Source organism: Haloarcula marina (assembly GCF_024218775.1).
Lineage (GTDB): Archaea > Halobacteriota > Halobacteria > Halobacteriales > Haloarculaceae > Haloarcula > Haloarcula marina.
This window is the reverse complement of record NZ_CP100404.1, coordinates 553,691-579,812: the sequence shown is the minus strand read 5'-3', so window position 1 is coordinate 579,812 and position 26,122 is coordinate 553,691. Positions and strand designations below refer to the sequence as shown.

Annotated in this window: 25 protein-coding genes and 5 tRNA genes; 16 read left to right on the top strand and 14 right to left on the bottom strand. The window is 66.5% G+C overall.

Annotation, left to right across the window (positions count from 1 at the left end; translation table 11 throughout):
- The first annotated feature begins 37 nt into the window (after positions 1-37).
- A complete protein-coding gene (locus NJQ44_RS03040; RefSeq protein ID WP_254273209.1) occupies positions 38-544 on the top strand; it encodes a hypothetical protein in 507 nt (168 codons plus the stop codon).
- Here NJQ44_RS03040 and NJQ44_RS03035 read toward each other — a convergent pair.
- Together NJQ44_RS03035 and NJQ44_RS03030 are read right to left on the bottom strand one after the other, a co-directional pair.
- The gene (locus tag NJQ44_RS03035) at positions 535-2,232 is read right to left on the bottom strand and encodes a hypothetical protein (protein WP_254273208.1); all 1,698 of its coding nucleotides are present in this window, start codon (positions 2,230-2,232) and stop codon (positions 535-537) included. The genes NJQ44_RS03040 and NJQ44_RS03035 overlap by 10 nt on opposite strands.
- 58 nt (positions 2,233-2,290) lie before the next feature.
- The gene (locus NJQ44_RS03030) at positions 2,291-4,165 is read right to left on the bottom strand and encodes a DUF7289 family protein (RefSeq protein WP_254273207.1); all 1,875 of its coding nucleotides are present in this window, start codon (positions 4,163-4,165) and stop codon (positions 2,291-2,293) included.
- A 142-nt stretch (positions 4,166-4,307) separates the two neighbouring features.
- Here NJQ44_RS03030 and NJQ44_RS03025 point away from each other — a divergent pair, with 142 nt between their 5' ends.
- On the top strand, positions 4,308-5,177 hold the full coding sequence (locus tag NJQ44_RS03025) for a DUF5995 family protein (RefSeq protein WP_254273206.1): 870 nt from the start codon (positions 4,308-4,310) through the stop codon (positions 5,175-5,177).
- Positions 5,178-5,182: 5 nt separating this feature from the next.
- On the opposite strand, the gene NJQ44_RS03020 is transcribed toward NJQ44_RS03025, so the two are convergent.
- The 3 genes from NJQ44_RS03020 to NJQ44_RS03010 all read right to left on the bottom strand — a co-directional run bounded on the left by NJQ44_RS03020 (position 5,183) and on the right by NJQ44_RS03010 (position 6,946).
- Complete coding sequence (locus NJQ44_RS03020; RefSeq protein WP_254273205.1) at positions 5,183-5,974, bottom strand: HpcH/HpaI aldolase family protein; 792 nt, start codon at positions 5,972-5,974, stop codon at positions 5,183-5,185.
- Between the two features lie 252 nt (positions 5,975-6,226).
- A tRNA-Phe gene (locus NJQ44_RS03015) sits at positions 6,227-6,300 on the bottom strand.
- Between the two features lie 572 nt (positions 6,301-6,872).
- A tRNA-Val gene (locus NJQ44_RS03010) sits at positions 6,873-6,946 on the bottom strand.
- 84 nt (positions 6,947-7,030) lie between these two features.
- Here NJQ44_RS03010 and NJQ44_RS03005 point away from each other — a divergent pair.
- The 5 genes from NJQ44_RS03005 (at position 7,031) to NJQ44_RS02985 (ending at position 11,502) form a co-directional block, all read left to right on the top strand.
- The gene (locus NJQ44_RS03005) at positions 7,031-7,642 is read left to right on the top strand and encodes a DUF192 domain-containing protein (protein ID WP_254273204.1); all 612 of its coding nucleotides are present in this window, start codon (positions 7,031-7,033) and stop codon (positions 7,640-7,642) included.
- 39 nt (positions 7,643-7,681) lie between these two features.
- Positions 7,682-9,598: an ABC transporter ATP-binding protein gene (locus NJQ44_RS03000; RefSeq protein WP_254273203.1), complete on the top strand. Its 1,917-nt coding sequence runs from the start codon at positions 7,682-7,684 to the stop codon at positions 9,596-9,598.
- Positions 9,599-9,667: 69 nt separating this feature from the next.
- A complete protein-coding gene (locus tag NJQ44_RS02995) occupies positions 9,668-10,012 on the top strand; it encodes an avidin-fold protein (protein ID WP_254273202.1) in 345 nt (114 codons plus the stop codon).
- A 50-nt stretch (positions 10,013-10,062) separates the two neighbouring features.
- The gene (locus NJQ44_RS02990) at positions 10,063-10,971 is read left to right on the top strand and encodes an NAD(P)H-binding protein (protein ID WP_254273201.1); all 909 of its coding nucleotides are present in this window, start codon (positions 10,063-10,065) and stop codon (positions 10,969-10,971) included.
- Between the two features lie 87 nt (positions 10,972-11,058).
- Positions 11,059-11,502 (top strand): hypothetical protein, encoded by a 444-nt coding sequence (locus NJQ44_RS02985; protein ID WP_254273200.1) that lies wholly within the window; start codon positions 11,059-11,061, stop codon positions 11,500-11,502.
- Between the two features lie 135 nt (positions 11,503-11,637).
- Here the strand turns inward: NJQ44_RS02985 and NJQ44_RS02980 are convergent, their stop codons facing one another.
- Genes NJQ44_RS02980 through coxB form a run of 3 tightly spaced genes read right to left on the bottom strand, consistent with a single transcriptional unit; the run spans position 11,638 to position 15,233 of the window.
- Positions 11,638-11,904, bottom strand: a complete 267-nt coding sequence (locus NJQ44_RS02980; protein WP_254273199.1) for a cytochrome C oxidase subunit IV family protein — start codon at positions 11,902-11,904, stop codon at positions 11,638-11,640.
- Between the two features lie 9 nt (positions 11,905-11,913).
- Entirely contained in the window at positions 11,914-14,472 is a 2,559-nt protein-coding gene (locus NJQ44_RS02975) for a cbb3-type cytochrome c oxidase subunit I (protein WP_254273198.1), read from the bottom strand.
- Positions 14,469-15,233, bottom strand: coding sequence for a cytochrome c oxidase subunit II (gene coxB, locus NJQ44_RS02970; protein ID WP_254273197.1), 765 nt, complete (start codon positions 15,231-15,233; stop codon positions 14,469-14,471). Before coxB ends, NJQ44_RS02975 begins: the two co-directional genes overlap by 4 nt.
- A gap of 120 nt (positions 15,234-15,353) precedes the next feature.
- On the opposite strand from coxB, the gene NJQ44_RS02965 reads away from it, so the two are divergent.
- Positions 15,354-15,875, top strand: coding sequence for a DUF6789 family protein (locus tag NJQ44_RS02965; protein ID WP_254273196.1), 522 nt, complete (start codon positions 15,354-15,356; stop codon positions 15,873-15,875).
- A gap of 68 nt (positions 15,876-15,943) precedes the next feature.
- Positions 15,944-16,657: a creatininase family protein gene (locus tag NJQ44_RS02960; RefSeq protein WP_254273195.1), complete on the top strand. Its 714-nt coding sequence runs from the start codon at positions 15,944-15,946 to the stop codon at positions 16,655-16,657.
- 1 nt (position 16,658) lies between these two features.
- On the opposite strand, the gene NJQ44_RS02955 is transcribed toward NJQ44_RS02960, so the two are convergent.
- The 3 genes from NJQ44_RS02955 to NJQ44_RS02945 all read right to left on the bottom strand — a co-directional run bounded on the left by NJQ44_RS02955 (position 16,659) and on the right by NJQ44_RS02945 (position 18,752).
- Entirely contained in the window at positions 16,659-17,108 is a 450-nt protein-coding gene (locus NJQ44_RS02955) for a DUF5790 family protein (protein ID WP_254273194.1), read from the bottom strand.
- 103 nt (positions 17,109-17,211) lie between these two features.
- The gene (locus tag NJQ44_RS02950; protein WP_254273193.1) at positions 17,212-18,333 is read right to left on the bottom strand and encodes a DUF7544 domain-containing protein; all 1,122 of its coding nucleotides are present in this window, start codon (positions 18,331-18,333) and stop codon (positions 17,212-17,214) included.
- A 71-nt stretch (positions 18,334-18,404) separates the two neighbouring features.
- Positions 18,405-18,752 (bottom strand): dihydroneopterin aldolase family protein, encoded by a 348-nt coding sequence (locus tag NJQ44_RS02945; protein ID WP_254273192.1) that lies wholly within the window; start codon positions 18,750-18,752, stop codon positions 18,405-18,407.
- A gap of 75 nt (positions 18,753-18,827) precedes the next feature.
- Between NJQ44_RS02945 and azf the strand changes: the two genes are divergently transcribed.
- Complete coding sequence (azf, locus tag NJQ44_RS02940) at positions 18,828-19,601, top strand: NAD-dependent glucose-6-phosphate dehydrogenase Azf (RefSeq protein ID WP_254273191.1); 774 nt, start codon at positions 18,828-18,830, stop codon at positions 19,599-19,601.
- A gap of 2 nt (positions 19,602-19,603) precedes the next feature.
- Here azf and NJQ44_RS02935 read toward each other — a convergent pair whose 3' ends face one another.
- Complete coding sequence (locus tag NJQ44_RS02935) at positions 19,604-20,215, bottom strand: DUF309 domain-containing protein (RefSeq protein ID WP_254273190.1); 612 nt, start codon at positions 20,213-20,215, stop codon at positions 19,604-19,606.
- Positions 20,216-20,431: 216 nt separating this feature from the next.
- Positions 20,432-20,504 (bottom strand) — tRNA-Arg (locus tag NJQ44_RS02930).
- Positions 20,505-20,638: 134 nt separating this feature from the next.
- Here NJQ44_RS02930 and NJQ44_RS02925 point away from each other — a divergent pair.
- From NJQ44_RS02925 to NJQ44_RS02910, 4 genes are all read left to right on the top strand, one after another.
- Entirely contained in the window at positions 20,639-21,109 is a 471-nt protein-coding gene (locus tag NJQ44_RS02925) for a hypothetical protein (RefSeq protein WP_254273189.1), read from the top strand.
- A gap of 136 nt (positions 21,110-21,245) precedes the next feature.
- Positions 21,246-22,691, top strand: coding sequence for a single-stranded DNA binding protein (locus NJQ44_RS02920; protein WP_254273188.1), 1,446 nt, complete (start codon positions 21,246-21,248; stop codon positions 22,689-22,691).
- A gap of 55 nt (positions 22,692-22,746) precedes the next feature.
- A complete protein-coding gene (locus NJQ44_RS02915; protein WP_254273187.1) occupies positions 22,747-23,184 on the top strand; it encodes a histone in 438 nt (145 codons plus the stop codon).
- Positions 23,185-24,192: a histone deacetylase family protein gene (locus NJQ44_RS02910; protein WP_254273186.1), complete on the top strand. Its 1,008-nt coding sequence runs from the start codon at positions 23,185-23,187 to the stop codon at positions 24,190-24,192. It begins immediately after the preceding gene.
- Here NJQ44_RS02910 and cca read toward each other — a convergent pair.
- Positions 24,171-25,574, bottom strand: a complete 1,404-nt coding sequence (cca, locus tag NJQ44_RS02905; protein ID WP_254273185.1) for a CCA tRNA nucleotidyltransferase — start codon at positions 25,572-25,574, stop codon at positions 24,171-24,173. The genes NJQ44_RS02910 and cca overlap by 22 nt on opposite strands.
- Before the next feature lie 95 nt (positions 25,575-25,669).
- Between cca and NJQ44_RS02900 the strand changes: the two genes are divergently transcribed.
- Positions 25,670-25,742 (top strand) — tRNA-Asn (locus NJQ44_RS02900).
- A gap of 130 nt (positions 25,743-25,872) precedes the next feature.
- Positions 25,873-25,947, top strand: a tRNA-Ile gene (locus NJQ44_RS02895).
- Positions 25,948-26,122: the final 175 nt, after the last annotated feature.

Here is a 26,122-nt window from a genome sequence, read left to right as displayed (position 1 = left end):
CCAACCGTTCTTGCCGGTCGCGGCCGAGTCACGTGATATGCTTCGCCGACTGCGAGAGACCGGTCCCATCGTGCTGGTACCGCTGGCGTGGACGTTCGCCACCGCCGCGCACCTCGATATGCTCGCGCTCCGAACGGTCCGTATCGCCCATCTGGTGATGGTGACCATCATCGCCGCGTTCACCGTCCTCTCGTGGCGCGACATGGACGGCGGCGTGTTGCTCGCGTGGCGGCGCGTTCTCGTCGCGGGCTTTTTCCTGACGGCGCTCGGCCTCGCCGGGTTACTGACCGACCCGCTGACGACGCCGCTGTTGACGCTGACCGTCGCGGGATGGATGGTCGTGCCGGGCGTCGCGCTCGGTTACACCGGGCGCCACGTCGACCGCTATCCGCGAGTCTACACTGTCGGCGGCGCCGTGAGTGTCCTCGGGACCGCGGCGTATCTCGCGGGGGTCCTCGCACCGGTCTCGGCGCTCGTGTTCGTCGGCCTCGTACTCACGAACGTCGGGCAGACTGCGGGCATCGTCGCCGCCGTCTACTCGTAGAGGACGTAGTGGAGGACCTCCCCGAGGTAGGGGACGACGAGGACGAGCCTGATTGCGGCCGACATCAGCGCCGTCGCCGCGGGGAAGACGCCGACCAGCGTGCCGACCTGTTCGAGCGTTGGCGACGGCGAGACCACGCCGACGAACCCCCGAACGAGGAAGAAGAATACCACCGACCCGACGAGGAGGACGACGCTACCACCGAGGCCCTCGACGAGGGCTTTCCCCCGGTTCTCGTAGTCCTCTATCGGGTCGAGTTCGTACCCGACGAACGGCGCCAACGTCACCCCTGCCCACAGCACGACGTTCGAGACGGTCACGACGAGTGCTGGCTTGCTCCCCGTCGCGCTACCGGCCACGTCGAAGAAGCCAACACCGAGTCCGAGCGTGAAGAAACACGCCACGGACACCGCCCCAGCCTGATAGTCCGAGAGGCCGCTCGAGGGGAACGCGTCCGGGCGAACGACGGTTGCTACGCCGACCACCCCGGCAACGACGGCGAGGGCGACTATCGGGGCCGAGAGCTCCAGCGGCGGGATTTGGCTCACCGGGGGGTCACCGGTGTAGTTCGGCCGGGCGAGTTCGAGCGACATTACGAGCAACGCGGCGGGAACCATCAGTCCGGGGAGCCGACGGGTCGAGTCGTCGGCCAGTGGCGTTCCCTCGTTTCGGGGGCCGCCGTTCGTCGTGGAAACTCCAGCAGGGCTAACGTTCGGGCGAAGACGCTCACGCGCGATTTGGTCGCCGAGTCCGTCTTGCAGTTCGAGCGGGATGCGCTCGGCGAGGCGGAGGGTCGCGATAGCGACGAGGACGGTCATGCCCGCGAGTGTGTAGGCGGCGAACGCCGCGTCGACGGGCCGGACAGTCGACAGCGCCCACAGTTCGAGCGCGTCGACGTAGAGGTAGTCGACGAAGAAGGCGGCGAACAGACCCGCCGTCGCGTACAGCGCCCAGATGATTCCGCGCGGCCCGTGCCAGACGGCCGTCGACGCCTGCACCACGCGCTCGGCCACGTCGCGTCTGCTCGGGAGTTCCTCGACGTCGCTCATCACCGCGGCCACGCCGTCGTAGCCGACCACCGAGAGCACCAGCAACTCCGGCAGCGGGAACAGTAGCGAGAGCTCCGCCAAGAGGAGGCCGACGAAACAGACGACGAACAGTTGCTGGGTCACGACGAGCATCCCCTCTGACTCGGCGACGGGGTACACCGACGCGTCGAACGAGTAGAGGAACGGCGTGTCGACCCGTACCGGCGTCACGAACCGCGCGACCAGACAGAGCCCGAAGACGAACAGGACGACCACCGGAAAGAACGCCGTAGGGACGGGCAGCGGCGTCGTCCCGAACCCCAGTGACTCGACGAGCAGTTTCTCCAAGAAGACGCCGACTGCGACGGTGCTGACGGCCATCGTGAACCGGTTCGGGAGGCCGTGTGCCCACTCGTGAAGCCGTCGCGGGAACAGCAACGGCGCCAGTTGGAACACCACGCTGGCGAACAGCGTCCACCCGAGTGCCCATCCGACGGTGCCCCAGTCGAGGACGAACTGGGAGGTGAGGACGAACGCCACCGGTAACAGGAGGCTGTCTCCCAGTCCGAGCAGTTCCGGGACCACCCGGACGAGAACGTCTGTGCCAGCGATTCCAGCGAGCACCCGCTCGTACGACCAGTCGGACCAACGCAGCGACATCGTTCTGACACGCGGTGGCACCTCGCCGTCCGACAAAACGACACCGATACCGTCTCGCTCAATCGGCCTCGACGACGACTTCGTTCTCGCTCATCAGGAGGTACGTCACTGTCGTGTGCTGCGAGTCCGCCCCGACGGCGTCCTCGGGGAACGCCCACGTTCGCGCCAGCGCCTCGTCGTAGTGGAACTGGGCACTGTTCTCTATCGTATCCACGTGGCCGACGACTGCGCCGTAGTACTCGGAGTTCTTCTGGATGGTCATCGTCCGGTTGCCCGAACTCCCGCGGGGAGCGTACACCGCCGCGGTGAGTCCCGCACTCGCGCCCAGCGTGGTATTCCCGTCAGAGGGGCCGTACACCCACAGTCTGGTGGCGTCGTAGTCGCGGTCACCGTCCGCGTCCGAGTCGACGTGGACGCCACCGTTGGTGTCGATAATCATGCTGTCCGGGCCGCGGTTGGTGACGTAGACGTTCACGCGGTGGTCGCCGACGACGCGTACGTCGGACCCGCCGCCGACGTAGAAACTGCCAACCCCCGCGTCGGCCCCGAGCGCGAGGTTTATCGGACCGTCGGTAGTGTCCAAGACTAACTCAGATGAACTGCTCTTGAGGGTCACCTTCTTCAGCGAGTAGTTCCCCGCGGTGAGGGTACAGCCACTGCCACAGTTGTTGGTCTCGATGTCCGTGAGCGTGCTCTGCGAACCGGCGTTGTCGTTGTCGGCGTCGATGGCGTCAACCCGGTCTTCGAGATAGCCGTCCAACACCGTCGAACTGGGGCTCTCACCCGTCGCCGTGATGTCGCCGCCGATGTTGCCAGAGCAACTGGTGCAGTGTGTCCCGTACGCGACGTCACCGGAGATCCACCCGGCGTTGGTGTGTGTCACTCCGCCGCTCGTGTTGACAGATCCCTCGATGTCGACGCTGGAACTCGTCGTCACGTCGTAGCCGATTGTCACGTTCCCGTTCGCGCCCGTGGTGTCGCTGTAGGACCCCTCGTCGGAGTCGTAACTGTCCATTTTCACCGAACTTCTGAGGTCCAAATTCCCGCTATTCGATGGCGAGGTGATGGCTCCGAAGACGCCACCAGAGACGCGGCCGCCGTCGATGTCACGTGCCGAAATCGCGACCGTCACCGTCTCCGCGGCGTGGTCGTACGTGGCGGAACCGTTGAGTTCCTCTTCGAGGAACGGACCCCAGGCACGGTAGAACTCGCTCTGTATCTCGACCACTATCTCGCCTTGGCTGTGTGAGGGATTGGTGTACAGGTCCCCGTCGGGGTAGGTTGCCGAGCGGTTCGGGTACACCTGCGAACTGCCGTCCGTTCGCTGTCTCACCGCGAGCGTCCCGCTGGACATCGACCCCTTCCCGACCACTCGGACCACGGGAACCCGCAGCGTCTCCTCCCGGTACGAGATGGTCGGACGGGCGACCATCACACCTCGGTCGCTTCCGGCGTCGCGCCGCCAGATGCCACCCATCTGGTAGACGACCCGCGTCCCCTCGTGTTCGTAGGCCACCGCCCCGAGGTCGCTCTCGTAGAGGACCACGTCGGTCGTGTTGTCGTACTCGCGGTGGCGGACCGTGATGTGGCCCGCGTCCGACCGGATGGTGTACGTTCCACTCGTCCCGCCGACGTCGACGCGCCGCGTCGACTGCCGACCGAAGGCTACGTCCGAGACGTCGGCGTCGAGGGCCCGCATCGCGTTCTGGGACTGCTCGACGTTGACTGTCCCCATCGTGTCGGCAATCCCGGCAGAGGCGACGGCCAGCGTCGCCGTCGTTCCGAGAAGCACCAACCCGAGCATGAGGGCTACGCCGACGACTTCCGAGGTACCCCGTTCGTCGTCCCGACGCCGTGCCACCCCCGAAGACGGACGACGACGCTCTCTCCCACCGTTCCCTGACTCCGCCGACGTGTTGCGTTGGTTCGACATACCCACCACCGAGATAGGAGCAGGTTATCGGGCACACAAATTGTAAACCAGGTTATAACTCTTCGTAGGGCACATCTACACCTCGAGTAGCAACCGTTTACTCGGCGGAAATGGTTATCTCGGTTCCCGACCAGAACCTGGTATGACGGGGCTTGCACCGCCGAGCGGACGACGACACAGGCGGGTTCGGTCGGCCGTCCGTGGCCTGCCGCCCACTCGTCGGTCCTCCTGCCCACCAGACGGCACCGGCGACCCGGAGATTCTGTCGCTCGTCGCCGACCCCTACACCAACCCCGGAGCGACACACGAACGACTCCGGGCGTTACTGGCGACCTTCGAGGCCCGCGACGACCGACGAGCGGTCTTTCTGTCGATATACGCACGGATGACTCGGGCCGTCGCACGAAGGGTCGACGCGGACGACTTCGCGGACTCCGAGTGGGTCGCCGACTACCTCGTGGCGTTCGCGAATCTCTACCGGCAGGCCGTCTACGACTACGAGCGGGGCGCGCTGGGGGCCGTCGCCGAACCGTGGCGACTCGCGTTCGAAGCCGCCGATAGCGGCGAGTCGCTGGTCGTCCAAGATGCGATGCTGGGCGTGAACGCCCACATCAACTACGACCTCGCCCTCGCGTTGGACGCCGTGGGCACCTCGCCGGACAGGGCGACGAAGCGGGCGGACCACGACCGTGTCATCGGCATCATCGAACGCCTCGTCGACGACGCGCAGGTCTCGTTGGCCGACCGCGACGCCGAGGGTCTCACGGCGCTCGACGGCGCGTTGGGCCGTCTGGACGAACGCGCGACCGTGTTCACCATCGGGGAGTGCCGGGACAGCGCGTGGCGAACCGCCGTCGCGATGGCCTCCCGATTCCGTCTCCGTCGCCGGTTCGCACGTTGGCACAACGCCACCACCTCAACCGGCGCGGCACGCCTCGTCCTGAGTAGCTACACCAGCGACCGCCTCCACGGCACGCTGGTCGACCTCGAACAGCAGTCGGGCGAGGAGTAAGCCCCTCAGCGCTCACCTTCGTAGGCGTCCAGCCATCCCTCGACGGACTGCTGGAGCGCGCCGGTGGTGCTCCCGAGATGCAGCAACTGGTAGCCGTCGTCGACCTTCTGGTTCACGTCGTCCATCCCGAACCCCAGTCCGCCCACCGGAACGCCCGCCTCGACGGCCGCCGACCGAACCGTCTCGACGGCCTCGCGTACGTCGGGATGGTCGAGTTCGCCGGGATGGCCGAGTGAGACGGAGAGGTCCAACGGCCCGACGAACACGAACCCCAGTTCCGGCACGGCGAGAATCTCGTCGAGGTTCTCGACGGCCGCCGCCGTCTCGATGGTCGTCCCGACCAGCGTCTCCCGGTCCTCGGTCTCGACGTAGTCGTCGGCGAGGCCCCATCGCCGCGCCCGCGGCGCGCCCAACCCTCGTTTGCCCGGCCCGCCGTCGTACCGGAACCGGGCCGCCTCGACCGCCGCCCGGACCTCGTCGGCCGTCTCGACGCGCGGCAGAAAGACCGTCCTAACCCCGCAATCCAGCGCCTTCCGCACCAGCGTCGGGTCCGTATCGGGCAGTCGAACGAGCAGGTCGATGCCCGTCCGCTCGCCCGCCCGCAACAACGCCTCCAGTTCCCCCGCGTCCCACGGGTCCGGCCCGCCGTGCTCCAAATCGAGCCAGACGAAATCCAGTCCGAGGTCGCCACAGAATTCCACGATTGTCGGACTGTACGTGTTGTCCAGCAGACCCAGCGCGACGCCGCCCGACGAGAGCGTGCTCGCGATACCGTTCGACGGCTGTGAGACATCCATACCGATAGTTATCAGCAGAAGTGAATAAAGATGTGCCACGACGGGTGACGGGACACGTCGCTCTATGGCCCTCGATAAATGTGGAGCGGGCGGAGGTTTTCGGTTACCAGCGCGCGCGTCGCTTTCGCACAGCCTTCCCAGTCGAGTCATGCGAGCGGGGCGTGAGAACTCCCGTCTCTGGACGGCACGGACAGGAGCGCGGCGTCAAGTCGACCGCGAAACTGCTCGAACGAGAGTTGCGTAGAATCGGAATGCCGCCTCCCGGATTTGAACCGGGGACAGCTCGATCTTCAGTCGAGTGCTCTCCCAGTCTGAGCTAAGGCGGCGCGCATTGCGTAGTCCGGCGATGGAAGAAAAAAGGGTTTCGAAACGCGGGCCGGAAATGACGTAAGAGCGACCGGTTGGTTAGCGGGCCGTCGCGCCGTCGCGACGGCCAACCGGAACGGCGAAGCGAAGTTCGCCCTCTCGGTGAAAAGCGAGGACGCGCACGTCCGCGTCTCCGTCGACGTGGCCCGGTTCGCGTAGCCGCGGCCGCGCGCGCCTACGGCAGGAACAGGTCGGCGCTGTCGTACGCCGCGCCGCAGTCGTCGCACTCGTAGTCCGTCCCGTTCGTCGTCGACACGTGGCCGCCACACTTCGGACACGTCGAGCCGTCAATCATGGCCTGCGGTACCACAGTCCGCGATAAATCGTTTTCGGCAGGTGTCGATGGGGCGACAGGCGCGTGGGCGCGTGTGCCGTTGGTTGGAGTCGAACTGGCGGGGTCCGGGCGGATTCGGACCGAAGACACGACCGGGCAGATTCGAACTGGCAGAAGACGTGCTCGCTTCGCTGCGCGCGACTTCCGGAGTTCGAACCGCGGCAGACCATCCGCTCCGCACGTCCGGTCGTCGCAGGATGGGTCCGGGCGGATTCGAACCACCGACCTCGGCCTTGTAAAGGCCACGTCATAACCAACTAGACCACGGACCCGCGTTCACAGATTTTCCACCGGCAGGAATAACGCTTTCTCTCTCGGTCGGAACCCTTACCTCTCGCGTAGCCCACATTTCGGGTATGAAACGCGGTGCGCTGGCCGTCGTCTTCGGCGCGGTCGGAGTGCTGGCCGTCGCTATCGTCCTCCTCCAGACCGGCCTCTGGGTCGACGTGGTCGGCGTCGGCGAGTACGACGAGGGGACCGTGACGGTGTACGAAAACGGAAACGCGGCGGCCACGGAGACGGCCGCGTCGGAGACAGCGACACCGACCGATAGTCCCACGGCGACAGACGCCCCTGCGACGACGGTGGCGGTCCGCGGCAACGAGAGTCAGCCGTTAGCGGCCGTCGAGGTACGCATCTCAGACACCTTCGAACAGCGCTACACCGGCCTGAGCGACACCGAGTCGCTGGGGCCCGACGAGGGGATGCTGTTCGTCCACGACGAAGAGGGGCAGTACGCCTACGTCATGCGCGATATGGACTTCCCGCTGGACATCATCTTCATCGACGCGAACGGGACCATCACCACCATCCACCACGCGCCGCTGCCGCCGGAGGGGACCAGCGAGTCCGAACTCGCGCGGTACGAGGGCCGCGGGAAGTACGTCCTCGAAGTGAACCGCGGGTGGGCCAACCGGACCGGCGTGAGCGTCGGCGACACCGTCACGCTCCCTGCGGGCGTCGAGTAGCCCGACGCGTTTTTGCGGCTCGACCCGCTACAACGGCCAATGGATATCGACGCGGCGTCGGACGACGACGCCTTCGAAGACGCTCGCGAGCGAGTCGAGCGGCCGATGTGGCGACTGTTCACGGAGTACGGGCGCGGCCAGCGTGGCGCGTTCGTCGTCGGCCTCGTCAGTTCTGTCTTCGCGCGGATGCTTGACCTCCTGCCACCGCTGTTGCTGGCACTGGCTATCGACGCGGTGATTCAGGGGAACGCGACGTACGAACTGCCGTTCGTGCCAGCGGGGTGGATTCCCGCCGGAACGACGGGGCAGTTGTGGCTGACCGCGGGCCTCGTCGCCGGGTCGTTCCTCGGCGGGGCGTTCTTCCACTGGAGTCGAAACTGGGGGTGGAACAAGTTCGCCCAGCACGTCCAGCACGCGGTCCGGACCGACACGTACGAGACGATGCAGCGGCTGAACATGGACTTCTTCGCCGACAAGCAGACCGGCGAGATGATGTCGGTGCTCTCGAACGACGTGAACCGACTGGAGAAGTTCCTCAACGACGGCCTCAACTCCTCCTCGCGGCTGGTCATCATGGTGTTCGGCATCGCCGCGTACCTCTTCTACATGAACTGGCAACTGGCGCTCATCGCGCTGGTGCCGGTCCCGATAATCGCCGTGTTCACCAAGCGGTTCATCGAGACGATTCAGCCGAAGTACGCCGACGTGCGCTCCTCGGTCGGCAAACTCAACTCCCGGCTGGAGAACAACCTGAGCGGCATCCAGATAATCAAGACCGCCAACACCGAGACGTACGAGTCCGACCGCGTCGAGGACAGTTCACAGGACTATCTCGACGCGAACTGGGACGCCATCGAGACGCGTATCACCTTCTTCCCGGGCCTCCGACTCGTCTCCGGCCTCGGGTTCGTCCTCACCTTCATTATCGGCGGCCTGATGGTCATCGGGCAGGCCCCCGGGCCGCTGACCGCGTCGCTCTCGCCCGGCGAGTTCGTCGCGTTCATCATCTACACCCAGCGGTTCGTCTGGCCGATGGCACAGTTCGGGCAGATAATCAACATGTATCAGCGGGCCTACGCCTCCGCAGAGCGCGTCTTCGGCCTGATGGAGACGCCGGGCCGACTCGTCGAGGCCGACGACGCCCCGCCGCTGTCCGTCACCGACGGGGCCGTCGAGTACGACGACGTGACGTTCGGCTACGACGGCGACCCAGTCGTCGAAGACATCTCCTTCGAGGTGGACGGCGGCGAGACGGTGGCGCTCGTCGGCCCGACCGGGGCAGGGAAATCCACGGTCCTCAAACTCCTCCTCCGGATGTACGACGTGGACGACGGCGCGGTCCGCATCGACGAGCAGGACCTCCGGGACGTACAGATACCCTCCATCCGACAGGCCATCGGCTACGTCAGCCAAGAGACGTTCCTGTTCTACGGCACCGTCCGGGAGAACATCGCCTACGGCACCTTCGACGCGACGGACGGAGAGATTCGGGCGGCCGCCGAGGCCGCCGAGGCCCACGGCTTCATCGAGAACCTTCCGGACGGCTACGAGACCATGGTCGGGGAACGCGGCGTGAAACTGTCGGGCGGCCAGCGCCAGCGCATCGCCATCGCCCGCGCGATGCTCAAAGACCCCGAGATTCTGGTGCTGGACGAGGCCACGAGCGACGTGGACACCGAGACGGAGATGCTCATCCAGCGCTCGCTGGACACCCTGACCGCCGACCGGACCACGTTCGCCATCGCCCACCGCCTCTCGACGGTGAAAGACGCCGACCTCATCCTCGTCCTCGAAGACGGCCGAATCGTCGAGCGGGGGAGCCACGACGAACTGCTCGCTTCGGGCGGCCTCTACGCGAACCTCTGGGCCGTCCAAGCGGGCGAAATCGACGAACTCCCCGAGGAGTTCGTTCGGCGGGCGACCGAACGGCGGGCGCGGACCGACGCCGACGACTGACTGTCCGGATACGTCGTTCGGCCTGAGCGAGGCACACGTTCTTCACGGCGGACGTGGTACGGGCGGGAGATGACCGACATTTCGCTCGACGGCCGGACCCTCGCGGCCGTCGAGACCTCCGATTCGGGAACCGTCGACGGTGACACGCGCCTGCACTTTCAGCAGGACAGCGACCGGGTTTCGGCGCGGTACGCCGGTGGCGACATCCTCGACGGCTACCTCACGGGAACGTTCGACGGGGACCGCTGGGACGTTCGGTACGTGCAACTCGAAGCGGGCGGCGAGACAGCGACCGGCCACTCCGTCGGCGAGGTGACGCTGCTCGCCGACGGACGCGTCCGCGTCGAGGACGAGTGGGAGTGGGAGTCCCGCGAGGGCACCGGCGAGACGGTGCTCGTCGAAGTTGAGGACTAAGCGGCCACCTCGGGGTCGCAATTAAGCCGGTGGAGTGACATATAGTGTGCATGCGCGTGCTCGTCACCGGAGCGACCGGATTCATCGGGAGCCATCTCGTGCCCGCACTCCTCGAACGCGGCCACGACGTCGTCGCGCTGACTCGGGACCCCGATAGCTACGACCCACCGGCGGGGGTCGACGTCGTGGAAGGGGATCTGCTCGACCCGGACCTCACCCTGCCCGCCGCCGACGCCGCCTACTACCTCGTTCACTCGATGCAAGCCGGAGAGAACTTCGAGGAGCGTGACCGCCGGGCGGCCCGAAACTTCGTCAAAGCCGCCGGAACGGCGGGCATCGACCGCATCGTCTACCTCGGCGGCCTCGGGACCGAGGACGAGGACCTATCCGAACACCTCCGCTCGCGCCGCGAGGTCGAACACCTCCTCGGCGAGGGAGCACCGCGACTGACGGCGCTTCGCGCGGCCATCGTCATCGGCGCGGGGTCCGCGAGTTTCCAGATAATCCGGCAGTTAGCCGCCCGCCTCCCGGTGATGGTGACGCCGTCGTGGGTCCGCACGGAGTGCCAGCCAATCTACATCGACGACGTGGTGGCGTACCTCGTCGCCGTCCTCGAAGACCCCGAAACGGCGGGCCGAATCTACGAAATCGGCGGCCCGGACGTGCTGACCTATCAGGAGATTCTGACGACGACGGCGCGGTTTCTGCACGGTCGCCCGCCGCTCATCGTCCCCGTGCCCGTCCTCTCGCCGGGACTCTCCGCCCGATGGCTCGGGTTGGTGACGGACGTGCCGGTCAGCGTCGCGAAACCGCTGGTCGACGGGTTGCGAAACCGCGTCGTCGTCACCGACCACAGCATCGACGACGTGGTCCGGCCCGAACTGACGCCGTTCGCCGTGGCCGTCGAGCGAGCGCTGGGCGAGCGCGCGCGTCTCGAACCACGTCCCGTCGAGGCCTGAGTCCGTTGGCCTCCCCGCCGCGGAACGCGCCAACGAGGTCACGTCGACCACGAACAGTTATCATGCCGTGTCATGTACACACGTACCATGACGACTGCATTGCTCGTGAGTACGGCGCTGATGGGACTGCTCGTGGTCGCGGTACTCGGCTGGATCGGCGCGAGTCGGGGTTGGTACCACTACACGCCGACCGCGGACACGCTGGCACTGGCGACTCCCGCCGACGGTGAGACGCAACTCCAACGACTCTCGGACGACCCGATGGCGCTGACCGTGGCGTTCGCACTACTCGTCGTCGGCTTCGTCGGCGGCGTCGTCCTCTACATCTCGGGTCCGGCCGAGATGCAGGCCACGATGGGAATCGGTATCGCCGTCGCTGGCGGCCTCGTGCTGGTGAGTTACCTCCTCTTCGGCGTGTACCTCTCGGCGACGCGCCGCGGCCACGCCTCCTCGCTCGCGGCCGCCGAGTCCGCGACGGTGGCGGGCGTCCTTTTCCTCATCGCCGTCACCGCGCAGTTGCTGCTGGGCTGAGACGGCGACTGTCCGTTTCGTGCTGACCAAGTGCCCCCGAGCGGCCGCGTCGTCGTCGCTCGCGTCCCGGGTGGGGTTGACGTGAGAAAACGGCGGCGGTGCGGGGCGAATTCGCCCCGCAATCGGCGAGCGCCCTCAGGTTATCGAGTAGGCGGCGGCCGCGGTCAGCGCGAGCGCCGCGACGGTGCCACCGACGACGAGGTAGGTCACCGCGCGCGGTTCCCACCGGAGGTGCTGGTAGTAGGCGGCGACGCCGACGGCTTTGATGACCGACAGCACCATGATGATGCCGAAGGCCGCCCAGTAGGCGCTGTCGACGAGGCCAGCGAACTCGACGACGGCCTGTGCGGTTGCGAAGACGAACAACACGACGTATATGATGGTGTATCCTTTCCAGTCCATGATTGTACCTCAGAGGATGTAGAACAGCGGGAACAGGAACAGCCAGACGATGTCCACGAAGTGCCAGTACAGCCCGAAGTACTCGATTGGCTTGTCGTCCCCTTGGTAGGCCCCGTTCCACGCCCTGACCGTCATGTACGCGCAGATGATGAGGCCGATGGTGACGTGTGCGCCGTGCAGGCCGGTGGTGAGGTAGAACGTCGACGACGCGATGTTCGTCGAGAGGTTCCAGCCGTTGGGGAACGCCTCGGTGCTGATGTGGAACAGATGCTCCCACTCTAACCCCTTGTTTATCAGGAACCCGACGCCGAGCGCGAACGTGCCGACGAGGGCACCCACAGTCCCCTTCCGACTCTCTCGCTTGGCGGCGACCATCGCCAGCACGACGAGGAAACTCGACGTGAGCAGGAGGTAGGTGTTGATGAGACCCGGCATCGTGACGTGTTCGGCCGGGATGAGGTCGTGGTGCCAGTCGGTCCAGCCGTAGGCGACCCGGACGAAGGCGTACGACCCGATGAACGCGCCGAAGAGGACGATGTCGCTCGCCAGGAACGTCCACATCCCGAGTTTCATCTTCTCGACCTTCGCGAACGGCCAGCGCTCGGCGATAGCCATCTCCGGGGCGTGGAACGGTTCGCGGGTCATGCCGAACAGCGACCCGAGCGTGAACACGCCGCCGACGACGGCCATCGAGACGTACACCACGCTCCCCGTGCGCACGCCCGAGAGGCCGAGGAACGCGACGAATCCGCCGAGGCTGACGAGGAACGGCCAGAAACTCGCGTGGCTGGCGTGTTCCTCACCGGCCGTCTCGTGGGCGGGCGTCGTCGGCGTCGCGGTGGCGGCGGCCGTCACGGACGCGGTGCCGCCGTCGGTGGCGGCCCCGCCATCGGCGGCCACGCCGCTCCCCTTGGACCCGCTGGTCCGACGGGCGACTTCGGCATCGTCCATGAACTCCAGCGACCCGCTGGCGTAGGTGGGAACGCCGGGGAAGTTCTCCAGCGGCGGCGGCGAGGAGACGGCCCACTCGGCGCTGGTGGCGTACTCCCACGGGTTGTCGCCCACGTCCTCGCCGCGCCACAGCGAGACGAAGAGGTTGTAGAACATGATGAGGAAACTCGCGCCGAGGATGAACCCGCCGACGGTGGCCATCGAGTGCCAAATCTGCAGGTCTTGGGAGTACTCGAACACCCGTCGGGGCGTCTCCCACGCGACGAACATCGGGAAGTACAGCAGGTTGAAGCCGACGAAATAGACGGCGAAGTGGACCTTCCCGAGGAACTCGTCGTACATCTTCCCGGTTATCTTCGGATACCAGTAGTAGAGGCCGCCGAACAGGCCCGTCGCGCCCGCGACCATCACGTAGTGGAAGTGCGCGACGACCCAGTAGGTCCCGCGGAACTGGTAGTCCAGCACGATAGCGCCGAGGAAGACGCCCGTGATGCCGCCGACGATGAACAGGATGAGCGCACCCAGCGCGAAGAGGAACGGCGTCTTGAACCGGACCCGCCCTTTCGCCATCGTGTAGATGAGCGAGAAGACCATCAGGTCGAAGGGCAGGGAGATGCCGATGGTCGTCGCCATGAACACCGTCTTGATTGGGAGGTTGATGCCCGTGAGGAACATGTGGTGCATCCAGACGACGAAGCTCTGGAGCGCCACCAGCACCATCGAGATGATGAACCACTTGCGGCCGACCAGTCGGCGGCCGGTGAACGTCTGGAAGATTTCGGCCATCGCGCCCAGCGCCGGGAAGAAGACGATGTACACCTCGGGATGGCCGAAGAACCAGAACAGGTGCGCCCACAGCAGGGACGCGCCGGGATTGTCGGCGTCCGTTCCCAGCGTCGTCCCGTCGTTGGCGTACTGGAAGTAGGTGGTCCCGATGATGTGGTCCGAGGCCAGAATCATCAGCGCGGCCAACAGCGCCGCGAAGGCGAACAGCATCATCCAGACGGTGAGGTTGATGGACAGCGAGAAGATGGGGATGTCCCGCATCCGGAGGTTCTCGGCGCGCATCCGGTACATCGTCGTCAGGAAGTTCACCGACCCCAGCGTGACGGCGGCGGTGAACATGATGAGCGCGAGGACGACGGAGGTGGCACCGAGGCCCTCGCCGGGGATGTACGCCGGGGTGTTCAGCGGGGCGTACATCGTCCACCCGCCCGCGAACGTCGTCCCCTGGAAAAAGGAGACGCCCATCAAGATACCCGAGAAGAGGTACAGCCAGTACGACAGCGCGTTCAGCCGCGGGAACGCGAGGTCGTCGGCCCCGATTTGGAGCGGGACGACATAGTTGGCGAAGCCGAAGGCAAAGGGCGAGATGAACCAGAACACCATCAACAGGCCGTGCGTCGAGACGGCCTGATTGTAGCCGATAGAGCCGAGCAACTCCGCGCCGGGGCTGATGAGTTCCAGTCGGAACAGCAGGGCCAGCAAGCCGCCGAACACGAGGAAGAACAGCGCGGTGATGAGATAGAGGACGCCGATGTCCTTGTGGTTGGTCGTGAGGAACCAGCGGCTAATCGAGGACTTCGGCGGGAGGCCGTGACTGTGACCCTCGCTCATGCCGGGACACCCCCGACACTCGCGGCGTCGACGCTGGCGGCGGTCCCGTTAGTGCTGTTCGTGCCGTTCGTCCCCGCGTACCACTCGCGGTACTCGTCCTGGGGCATGACCTCCACTGGCGAGACCATCACCGAGTGGCCGCTCCCGCACAGTTCGTAACAGACCGCCTCGTACGTGCCCGTCTCGGGCGCGGTGAACCACGCCTCGGTGGTCTGGCCCGGCATCGCGTCGGTCTTGACGCGCAACTCGGGGATGCCGAAGTTGTGGAACACGTCCCGCGAGGTCACCTCTAACCTGACCACCCAGTTCTGCGGGACCCGCAGGGTCGACGCCTCGTGGCCGTTCGGGTAGATAAAGGCCCATCCGAACCGGTAGCCCTCGACGGTGATGTGGATGTCCTCCTCGCCTTCGATGGTCGGCCCGTCCTCGACGTAGGCCAGCGAACTGTACGTCCAGACGATGAGCGAGACGACGATGAGGGCGCTGATGCCGAACGAGTAGAACACTTTCCGCCCCCCGGACCCGCTCGCGGGCATCTCGCCCATCACCGGGCGTTCGACCTTGTCCGCGTAGGGGTCGTCGCCGCCCCTATCGCGGTACTTCAGCGCGTGATACATCGTGTACGTCACGACGAGGATGCCGACGGCCGTGCCCAGAATCAGGAACACCTCGAAGATGCTCTCGAACACGTCCGCCGGAGCCCTGACGCTCCCGCCGTGGAGCGGGATGCCGACTACGGTGTGTGGTACCAAGTGCCCCATCACTTCCCTCATGATTTTTTGTACGCTCTATTAGGCATTGTGGACAGTTTCCTTACACTTCTCGGCGAGGACTGGGCGCGTGCGCGAACTTTTTTATTCATTGGTATGGTACAACACCACATGGCAGACACTTCCGCGGGGGTCGACGACCCGGTGAACGGCGAAACCGTCGCCGACAACGAAGAGTTCGACAGTTTGGCGGGTATCCTCGCTGACGGCGTCGTCGGGGCGGCGGGCGGTCTCGTCGGCACGGCGATGATGAGCGTCGTCTTCCTCATCGCGCAGTCGCTCGGCGCGTTCAGTTTCGCCGACTTCGCCATCCTCACCGACCTCGTCGGCCTGACAGGGTACGTCCCCGAGGTGTTGTTCGGCTACTTCATCTTCCTCGGCGGCGGGATGTTCCCGTGGCCGCTCCTGTTCGCCGCGCTGAAGGAGTACCTCCCCGGCCGGTCTGACGCCGTCTCCGGCGCGTTCTTCGGCGGCGCGATGTGGACCGGATTCGTCCTCGCGTTCTACACCGGCCAGTCCGGACTGACGCTGGTGCTGTACGCCGTCCTGACGTTCGTGGCCCACGTCGTCTACGGCGTCGGCCTCGGGGCCGTGTTCAACTACTTCGCGACGCGCCCGGACTCTATCGTCTGAGCTGTGTCCGTTTTTTCACCCGAGCCACGACCACTACGCTTGTAGTCCCCGCGCGCACATCGCGTGGTATGCACCTGCGCGACGCGACGTGGACGGACGCCGAGGCCGTCGAGACGGACCTCGCGCTCCTCCCCGTCGGCAGCACCGAGCAACACGGGCCGCACGCGCCACTCGGGACCGACGCGCTGACCGCGGCGGCCGTCGCGGACGCCGCCGCCGAAAGCCACGACGCCGAGGTGGTCGTCGCACCCCCGATTCCCGTCGGCGTCGCCGAGGAACACCGCCACTTCGCAGGGACCCTGTGGGTCAGCGAGGACACCTTCCGGCGGTACGTCCGCGAGACGGTCGCCAGTCTGGCACACCACGGCTGGGACCGGGCCGTCCTCGTCAACGGCCACGGCGGCAACGTCGACGCCCTCCGAGAAGTGTGTGCGCGGATTTCGCGACACGACGACGCCTACGCCGTCGCGTTCACGTGGTTCGACGCCGTCGACGCCGACGACATGGGCCACGGCGGCCCCGTCGAGACGAGTCTGCTCCGGCACAGCCATCCCGAACTCGTCAGGGAGGACCGTCTGGACGAGGCGGCCGCCGACGCCGCCGACGGGTGGGGCGAGTGGGTCAGCGGCGTCAATCTGGCCTACGACACCGACGAGTTCAGCGAAAACGGGACGGTCGGCGACCCGCGCGAGGGCGGGGCCGACCGAGGAGCGCGACTGCTGGACGAGGCGAGCGCGGCGCTCACCGAACTACTCGACCGCGTGGCGACGCGGGAGCGATAACTCAGGCTTCGGCCTCTTCGGCGTCGGCGTCCGTGTCGGCGTCGGCGTCGGCGGCCGCCTCGTCCTCGAACGATTCGAGCGTGCTCCGGAGTTGCGGAATCGTGGAGGTGAGGTCCCCGACCTGTTCCCGGGCGTCGTCGACGTCCTCGATGAGGGCGGCGATTTCCTCGATTTCCTCGGCGAGGTCGTCGGCGTCCTCGAAGGCGTCGGCGCGTTCGCCCATCGTGTACCACTTCTTCGCGTCGCGGAGGTGGTCCTCGGCGTCGCCCACGTCGAGGGCCGTCTTGAGGGCGTTCAGGACGCCGAGCGTGTTGTCGGCCGCCACGTCCCACACCGCGTCGGCATCGGGAAGCGCCTCGCGCGCCTCGGCAAGCGACGCCTCGACGTCGCTTCGCATCTCGGTGGCCGCCTCGCCGAACAGTTCGTCGTCGTCCAGACTCGTCTGACTCATAGTAGCACTTCACGCGGCGGGAGTTTAAAAGCCAGCCTGAAAGTGAAAGTGAAACCGCCGGACGTGAGCGGGCAGTCGGCAGCGAAACCGAAAACGAATCCCCTCAGGTCCGGATATCGTCGCGGACCGTCGGAATAGGGTCCATGTCGGGGTCGATGTCGCCCAGCACGAGCATCGCGTAGTAGCGCAGAAACGTCAGTAGCGGCACTTTGATGAGGTTCGCGACGACGAGCAGCGCCAGCGCGAACAGGGCGAGGAAGACGCTCGCCAGGACGCCCGCGACGAGGCTCTGTCCGAGGCCGAACCAGACGGCGGCCGCGAGGATGCCGAACGGAATCAGGAGGACGACGGCGGCGACGCCGCCGAGGACTGCGCCGACGATGCCGACGCCGATGCCGAGAATCACCGAGAAGAAGAGGTACGCCAGGTACTGTTTCGGCTGGTCCGAGATGGAGCCGAGGAGTCGCCGCCAGCCTTCGAGGACACCGTGGTCGCCCTGAATCATCAGCGGGACGACGAAGACGGTAGTGAACCCGGTGATAGTTCCGAGGACGAGAGCGAACAGCAGGGCACCGACGATGAGGAGTCCCGACGAGGCGATGAGCGCCTCGGGGCCGAGATTCGCCAACTGACCGCCGCTGACGACCACGAAGAAACCGAGGAAGGCGGCAAGTCCGAGCAGGGCCGTGACGATGCTGAGTGCGAGTCGGAACCCGAGCAGTCGGAGACCGTTACCGAGGTTGTCGGTGAAGTACTGCCGGACGTGGACCTCCCGGTCGACGAGGGACTGGATGAGGACAAATTCCATGAAGTTGCTCACGATGCCGAAGAGGAGCGCGAGGAGGAGGATGACGACGAGGGCGGCGATGAGCGCCAGTCCCGCACCGGCGAGTAGTCCCTCGGTGACGCCCGGCGGGAGGCCGGGACCACCCGACCCGCCCGACACTTGCGAGAGCGGCGTGGGGAGGGACCCGAGGAGGTGTTCCAGCGGCCCCGTCAGGGCGAACTCCCCGCCCGTTCCGGTACCGGGACCGGTCGGGACGCTCCCGCCGTCGGCGTTGCTGAAGCTGTTCGCGCTGCGGAGGACGTTCAGGCCGCCGCCACCGCCGCCGATGAAGAAGACGACGAACGCCAGTCGAAGCCACGTTCGGAGGTCGAACGGGAACAGGAACGCCTTCGTGGCGTCGATTGCGTCGTCGATGTCGTCTATCGCGTGGAGGGTCATCACGACATCTGCAGACGGACAGAGGGTAAAATTTTCGGAGAGAGTGGTGTGCCTAACACCGTCCGTCACGGTTACTCGACGACGGAATCAACCCGCATCAGCGGGTAGCCGTCTTCCATCGCCATGCTCGTCTCGACGACACAGCCCTCGTGGTCGATGGTCATCGACACGTCGAGGAACCGGCCGGTGAGTTCCGTGTACTCCGCGCCCGCCTCGGCGATGGCAGCTTCGAGGGCGTCCTCGCGGATGCCGACGGTGACCGACTCGCAGTACGGTTGGTTCTCGATGGCTTCTTCCATCGCCGTCGCCAGCGAGTCGGCGCTGTCGGGGCTGACCGGCGTCCCCGCGAACTGGTGATACAGCGAGCCGAACTTGATACCCGCCTCGAAACAGGCGTTCTGGGCGACTGTCGGGTCCATGCCGATTCGTCGGCTGGGCAGCATATAACGGAATCGCAAGCTACCTATTGGGCGCTCGCTAGCTATCCCGTACGAATGGACGACCCGGTTCTACTCACAGGCGCTGGCGGCGCAGTCGGGGAGGCCATCCTCGAGGGTATCGGGGACGCCTACGAGTGGAAGCTCATGTACCACAGCCCGCCAGCCGAGGAGCCAGCCCACGAGTATCTGGTCGGCGACGTGGCGAACGAGGCGGACGTGGCCGCGGCGATGGAGGGCGTCGGCGCCGTCGTCCACCTCGCGGGCGACCCGCGAAAGACCGCCCCGTGGGACTCGGTGCTGACCAACAACATTGACGGCACGCAGAAGATGTACGAGGCCGCCATCGACGAGGGCGTCGAGAAGTTCGTCTTCGCCTCGTCGAACCACGCCGTCGGCGCGTTCGAGACAGACCGTCGCACCCCCGAGATGTACCGCGAGGACCACGAGTTCCTGCTCGACGGGACGGAGTTCCCTCGCCCCGGTAACCTCTACGGCGTCTCGAAAGCCACCGGCGAGATTCTGGGCCGGTACTACCACGACGAGTACGGCATCAAGGTGTGCAACATCCGCATCGGGAACCTCACCCGCGGACATCCGCCCATCGACTACGAGCGCGGACAGGCGATGTGGCTCTCCTACCCCGACTGCGCCCGCATCCACGAGTGCGCGCTGGAGGCGGACTACGAGTTCGAAATCGTCTACGGCATCTCCGACAACGACCGGAAGTACTACTCGCTGGAGCGCGCCAAAGCGGTGCTGGGGTACGACCCGCAGGACAACTCCGCGCACTTCGAGGACGGGGAACGGGTCGTCGAACCGGACGCGTAACGCTATCCGAACAGTCCCTTCACGTCGTCGTCCTTCTGCCGCTCTCGTCGCACGTGGTCGCGTAGCCGATGGTACACCACCGGGCGGCGCTCACGCTCACGGACGAACGCGAACAGGAGGCCGACGAACCGCCCGTCGCCTCGCTCGGCCAGTTCGTCACGTGCGTACGCGACGGCGTCGGCGACGATGTCCTCGTTGTAGCCGTCGGCCTCCGCAAGCACCCCTGCGGCGACGGCCGTCGCGTCGAAGTCCAGCGACTCGTAGTCGAGGGTGTCGCCGTGGTGGGTCAGTTTCGGCGGGTGCGCCCAGTCGACCGCTTCGGGGTCGGCGGCCACGCGTTCGAGGAACGGCCGCACGGCGTCGAGGTTCACGTCGCGGTAGTCCGGCGGCAAGTCCCCGAGGTACCCGCCAGCGCTCTCGGCGAGGCCCTGCGCTCCCGACCAGTTCTCCGACTGTGCGTGGTGGACGACGGCGGTGAACTGGATGAGGCCGTGGAGAAAGCGCTCGTCGTCGCCCGCGTCGAGAGCGAGCCACCGGTCTTCCCACGCGTCGTGGGCGGCGTGGTACCGCCCGGCGTTGTAGACGGCGATACCGGCCCGGAGGTGGGCGTCCATGTCCCCGGATACGCGACGGGTCGGGAAAAGCGGCGGGTCGGCGGATGGCCCTTGACAGCGGAGCGTCCGGACGGAGATTTGAACCGAGGCGAGACGTTCCGGGCGTGCGGCGCTTCGCACCGTTCCAGGGTTGCGACTCGCGTGTGCAAATCTCCTCGGGAGTGTCTACATTCCGCAGACTCCTCGCTATCGCTCGTCTCGTAGCGGAATTGAAAACGTCCGGACGGAGATTTGAACTCCGGTCCCTGGCTCCGCAAGCCAAGAGGATAGTCCACTACCCTACCCGGACTCATCTTGAGGGAGGGTGGTCGGTTTGAAAAGGGTGACGGTTCGGCCACCGCCACGCGACGGGTGCGCACACCACGGTCAAAGCCGAGTGTGAACCACCACAAGCACCTTCCGTCACCGTGCCGACCTCACGGTATGCAGCGCAGAGTCCTGCTCCGGCGACTCGGCGTGGTCGGCGCCGCCGCGCTCGCCGGATGCGCGTCCAACGGTCCCTCGGACGGTGGCGCGGGGACCGAACGAACGCCGACCCGACCGCCGCGTGTGACCGACACGACGTTCACCGTGTCGAATAGGCAGTCCGGGACGCAGGTGGACGACGCGACGGTGCGCTTCGGCGACGAGCGTGTGGTCGTCGACGGAACGATTTGGGGTGTGGATGGCTGTACGACGGCGGCGTTGACGAGCGCGGAGTACGACGACGCGGCGGACGAACTGACCGTCGCCGTCGCGACGACGCGCGAGACGGACGCCGAGATGTGCACGCAGGCTATCGTCGAAATCGACTACGAGGCGACCGTCGCGTTCGAGAACGGCCTGCCGGGTCGCGTCGTCGTCACGCACGACCACGGCGACGGCCCGCGAGAAGTGGCGGCTGTCGACCGGTAGTCGGCGGCGAGGTTTATCAGGGAAGCCGAGCAGACCACGGCGCATGGCGAAACCGAGAACGGAATCGACAGACGGCAGCGGCCCGCTCGGCCAACGACAACGCTTAAGCGCGGTCCATCCCTGCGTCCCATAGATAATGGGTGCGATAGAGGACATCTACGCGGACTTGGAGACGGACGTTTCCGAGGAGGAGTTTCGCGAGGCCGTCGAGGAGAAGGTCGAACAGATGGGCGGCCTCGCGGACGAGGAGACGGCCGCGATGTTGCTCGCCCACGAACTGAACGAGGGCGAGGTCGAGACCGTCGCCGACGTGGAACCGGGCATGGACGAGGTGAAGTTCATCGCGAAGGTGATGGCTATCGGCGACCTGAAGACGTTCGAACGGGACGGCGAGGACGAGGACGGCCGAGTCATCAACGTCGAGGCGGCCGACGAGACGGCCAGCGTCCGACTGGCGTTCTGGGACGGGCAGGCCGTCGACATCGACGAGGGGAGCCTCGAAGTCGGCGACGTGCTCCGGGTGAAGGGCCGACCCAAGGACGGCTACAACGGACTGGAAGTCTCAGTGGACAAGGCCGAACCAGACGAGGACGCCACTATCGATGTGGAACCCGGTGACGGGTCGTCCATCGAATCGCTGACGATGGGGCAGTCGGACGTGACGCTCCGCGGCCTGTTGCTCGATACGGACACCGTCCGCACGTTCGACCGCGACGACGGCAGCGAGGGCCGCGTCTCGAACCTCACGCTGGGCGACGAGACGGGGCGCGTCCGCGTGACGCTATGGGACGACCAAGCGGGCCGCGCCGAGGAGTTGTCGCCGGGGACCGCCGTCGAAGTCGTCGACGGGTACGTACGCGAGCGAGACGGGTCGCTGGAACTGCACGTCGGCGACGACGGGGCCGTCGACGAGATAGACGAGGCCGTCGACTTCGAACCCGACGCCGACCCCATCGAGGGCGTCGAAATCGGCGACACGGTGGACATCGCGGGCGTCGTCCGCTCGGCGGACCCGAAGCGGACCTTCGACCGCGACGACGGCAGCGAGGGGCAGGTCCGCAACGTCCGCATTCAGGACGCCACCGGCGACATCCGCGTGGCGCTGTGGGGCGATAAGGCCGACAAGGAAATCGCGCCCGGCGACGAGGTGCTGGCCGCCGACGTGGAGATTCAGGACGGCTGGCAAGACGACAAGGAAGCGTCCGCCAACTGGGCGTCGACCGTCGTCGTCTTAGACGACGGAGCGAACGTCGGCACCGCGCCGAGCGCCGACACCGACGACGCGAACGCCGGACTCTCCTCGTTCGCCGACGGCGAGAGCGGCGACAACAGTGGGGGCGCGGGAAGCGCGGGCAACGACAGCGGGGCGAGCGCGACTGCCGAGTCGAGCGGCGGGAGCGCACAGGCCGCCGAGCAGGTGGAGTTCACCGGGACGGTCGTCCAGACCGGCGACCCCGTCGTCTTGGACGACGGCGAGCAGACGATGAGCGTCGAAACCAGCGAGCGCGTCCAGTTAGGCCAAGAGATTACCGTTCGCGGCGCGATGGACGACGACCGACTCGACGCCGACGACGTGTTCTGACCGACGGAGCGACGTTACGGAAACTCTTAAGGCCGCAACACTCGCGCTTTTGGGTATGAGCGTCGAGCTACCGTTCGCGCCGGTCGATGCGGTTATTCGACGGAATGCGGGCGGGTTGCGGGTGAGCGCTGGCGCGGCAGAGGAGTTGGCGCGCCGGATTCAGGAACGGGGGGCGGCGTTGGCGGTGACCGCGGCCGAGGAGGCGACCGCCGACGGCCGGAAGACGCTGATGCCGTCGGACTTCGGCGTCGAGAACGTCGTCGATAAGGACACGCTGGAACTCCCAGTGGCCCCCGTCGACCGCATCGCCCGCCTCGACATCGACGACGACTACCGGGTCGCGATGGACGCCCGCGTCGCGCTCGCGTCCATCTTGGAGCGGTTCGCCGACGACGTGGCCGCCGCCGCCGCGACGCTGGCCCGCCACGCCGACCGACGCACAGTGAAGGCGGCAGATGTCGAGACGTACTTCGAACTCGCCCAGTACTACTGAATGAACTTCGGCTACCGCGAGGTCTGTCTGGACCACGACACGGGCGCGCGCCACCCCGAGAGTCCCGACCGTCTCCGGGCGGTCCGGCGGGCGCTGAAAGAGCGCCACGGCGTCGAGTACGTCGCCGCCAACGACGCCGACGTAGACGTGGTCCGGCGCGTCCACGACCCGGACTACATCGAGGAGGTCCGGGAGTTCTGCGCCGACGGCGGCGGCAACTGGGACGCCGATACGGTCGCCGTCGAGGCGACGTGGGACGCCGCGCTGGCCGCCGCAGGGTTGGCCGTCTGGGCCGCCGAGGCCGCCGACACCGATGTCTCGGCCCGCGATACGCCCTTCGCGCTCGGTCGGCCGCCGGGCCACCACGCCGTCGAAGACGACGCGATGGGCTTCTGTTTCATCAACAACGCCGCCGTCGCCGCACAGGCGGCCCTCGACGCGGACGCCGACAGCGTCGCCATCTTCGACTGGGACGTCCACCACGGCAACGGCACGCAGGACATCTTCTACGACCGCGGCGACGTGTTCTACGCCTCGATTCACGAGGACGGCCTGTTTCCCGGAACGGGCGCTATCGACGAGACGGGGGCGGGCGACGGCGAGGGCACGAACCTCAACGTGAAGTACCGACCCGGCGCGGACACGGCGGACTACCTCGCGGCCATCGACGAGGCCATCGCCCCCGCCATCGCCGACTACGACCCCGACCTGCTGCTCATCAGTGCTGGCTTCGACGCCCACGAACACGACCCCATCTCGCGGATGCGCGTGAGTACCGAGGGCTACGGCGTCATGACCGAGCGGATGCGGACGCTCGCGGACGACTGCGACGCCGGCCTCGGGTTCGTCCTCGAAGGCGGTTACGGCCTCGATACGCTCTCTGACTCGATTACCACGGTCCACGAAGTGTTCGACGGCTACCAACCGATGGAACCCGACGACGACGTGAGCGAGGACGCCCGGGACGTACTCGACGACGTGGCCGCTCAGGGCTTCGGGTCGAAGTAATCGGCCAGTTCGACGCCGACCACCTCGGCGAGCGCGGCGATTTCCACGCCGACCAGTATCTCGTGGCCCGTCTCCAGTGCCGATTCGACGTGCGGGCCGAGTCGCACGTCGTACAGCGCGTCGCTCTGTAAGAACTCGACCGCGGTGCGGAACTCACGCGGCCGTTCGACGACGTACCGGTCGCCGTCGACGTAGGGGCCGCTCACGTCCGGGTCGTCGGCGTACGCCTCGTAGAACCCCGTGGCGTGCTCGCGGACGTGGACCGGCGGCCCCTCGTGGCGTTCGATAGCGGGCCGTTCGGCGACGGCCAGTTCGACCAAGAGGACGGCCGTGCCAGCGTCGTTTGCGTTCTGACTCCCGTCGCCGGTCCCGCTTCCGCCGTCCGTGGCGAAGGCCGCCGAGCGAAACACGTCGAATCCCCGCCGGTCGAGTTCGTCAGTGAGACCCCCGAGTGACTTCCGGAGTTGGGGCCACAGTTGGTCCTCGACGATGTCGGGCGCTGCGAATCGGAGTGCGACCGGCGTCGTGTCTCGACCCTCGACGGCCGCCCGCACCGCGTCGGCGTCGTAGGGGTCCGGAATCGTCGCCTCGAACAACTCCTCGCGGGGAGTCGTCAGCAACTCGCGAGCGTAGTGCTGAAACCGCGCGACGTTCCGGGCCGAACAGACCGCCGCGACGTTGCGCTCGGGGTCGGTGGGGTCGACGACCACGAGGGGGTCGTCGAAGGACCTCGTCCCGTGGTCCTCGGGGTCGAACGTGACCGGCGGATGCCAGTCGGCCGCCGCCGTGACGAGGTCCCGAAATCCGCCGTATTCGAGCACCAGCAGTTCGGTGAGGTAGCCCGAGAACCCCCGCGTCCGGAGGTCGCTGCCGTAGACGCCGATACCCTTCAGGAACTGCTTCGTGACCCGGACCGCACCGGCGAGTCGGTCGTCCAACCGCGATTCGAGATACCGCGTGTGAAACGGCGTCCGGTCGACGGCCGACTGGATAGCCGTCGCGTCGTCGACGGCGTAACACGGCACGAGGTCCACGTCGTACCCGTCGCATTCGCCGACGACGTAGGGGTGTTCGGCGTACTCCTCGCGACCCTCCGGCAGGACGGCGTGGCCGACCTGCAAGCCGTACGCTTCCAGCGTCTCGCGGTCCAACTCCGGCGGAAAGGCGACGAACACGTCCACGTCGCGGTCCCCGGCGGTCCACGTCTCACGGGCCGTCGACCCGACCTGAATCACCTCGGCGTCGACCGGAAGGTCCGAAACGGCCGCCTCAGCGCGCTCTCGCACCGTCCGGGCGGCCCGCTGTAACCGCGCTCGCTCGTCGGCATCGGGCGAAACCCGGTCGCGCACCCGCTCGACGACGGCGTCGAACTCGTCGCTCATGGCCGGGTTACTCACAGAGTGCGTGAAAGCGTGTCGAATGCGGCGCGAAACGAAAGCCCTAATTACAAACTCCGTCAACGGTTGGATGCGAACAAGCCGCCGTAGCTCAGTTGGTAGAGCACCTGGTTGTTACCCAGGTTGTCCCAGGTTCGAGCCCTGGCGGTGGCGTCACTTCTCCGCCGCTCACGATTCCTGAAAGAGGCCCGTCTGTAGGTTCCAATACGTGCGTCGACATCCGGTGAACCAGCCGACACCGACCCGACAGGCTAAAGGGACGCACCCGAGAATCTGACGACGAGGGCCCTTAGCTTAGTCTGGTTAAAGCGATCGGCTCATAACCGATTGAGCGCTGGTTCAAATCCGGCAGGGCCCATCCAACGTCTGCCCGTTTCGTGGCCGAAACAACCGCCGCACACAACGCCTCGTTAGCCGTTCGCCGCGATTGGTGTTCGAATTCGGGTCGGAGTCTAATCAGCGGGTTGTAGATACTGGCTGAGCCTCAGCCACCGAGATAGCCGACGAGCGGACAGAATCGGCGATAGAGCGGT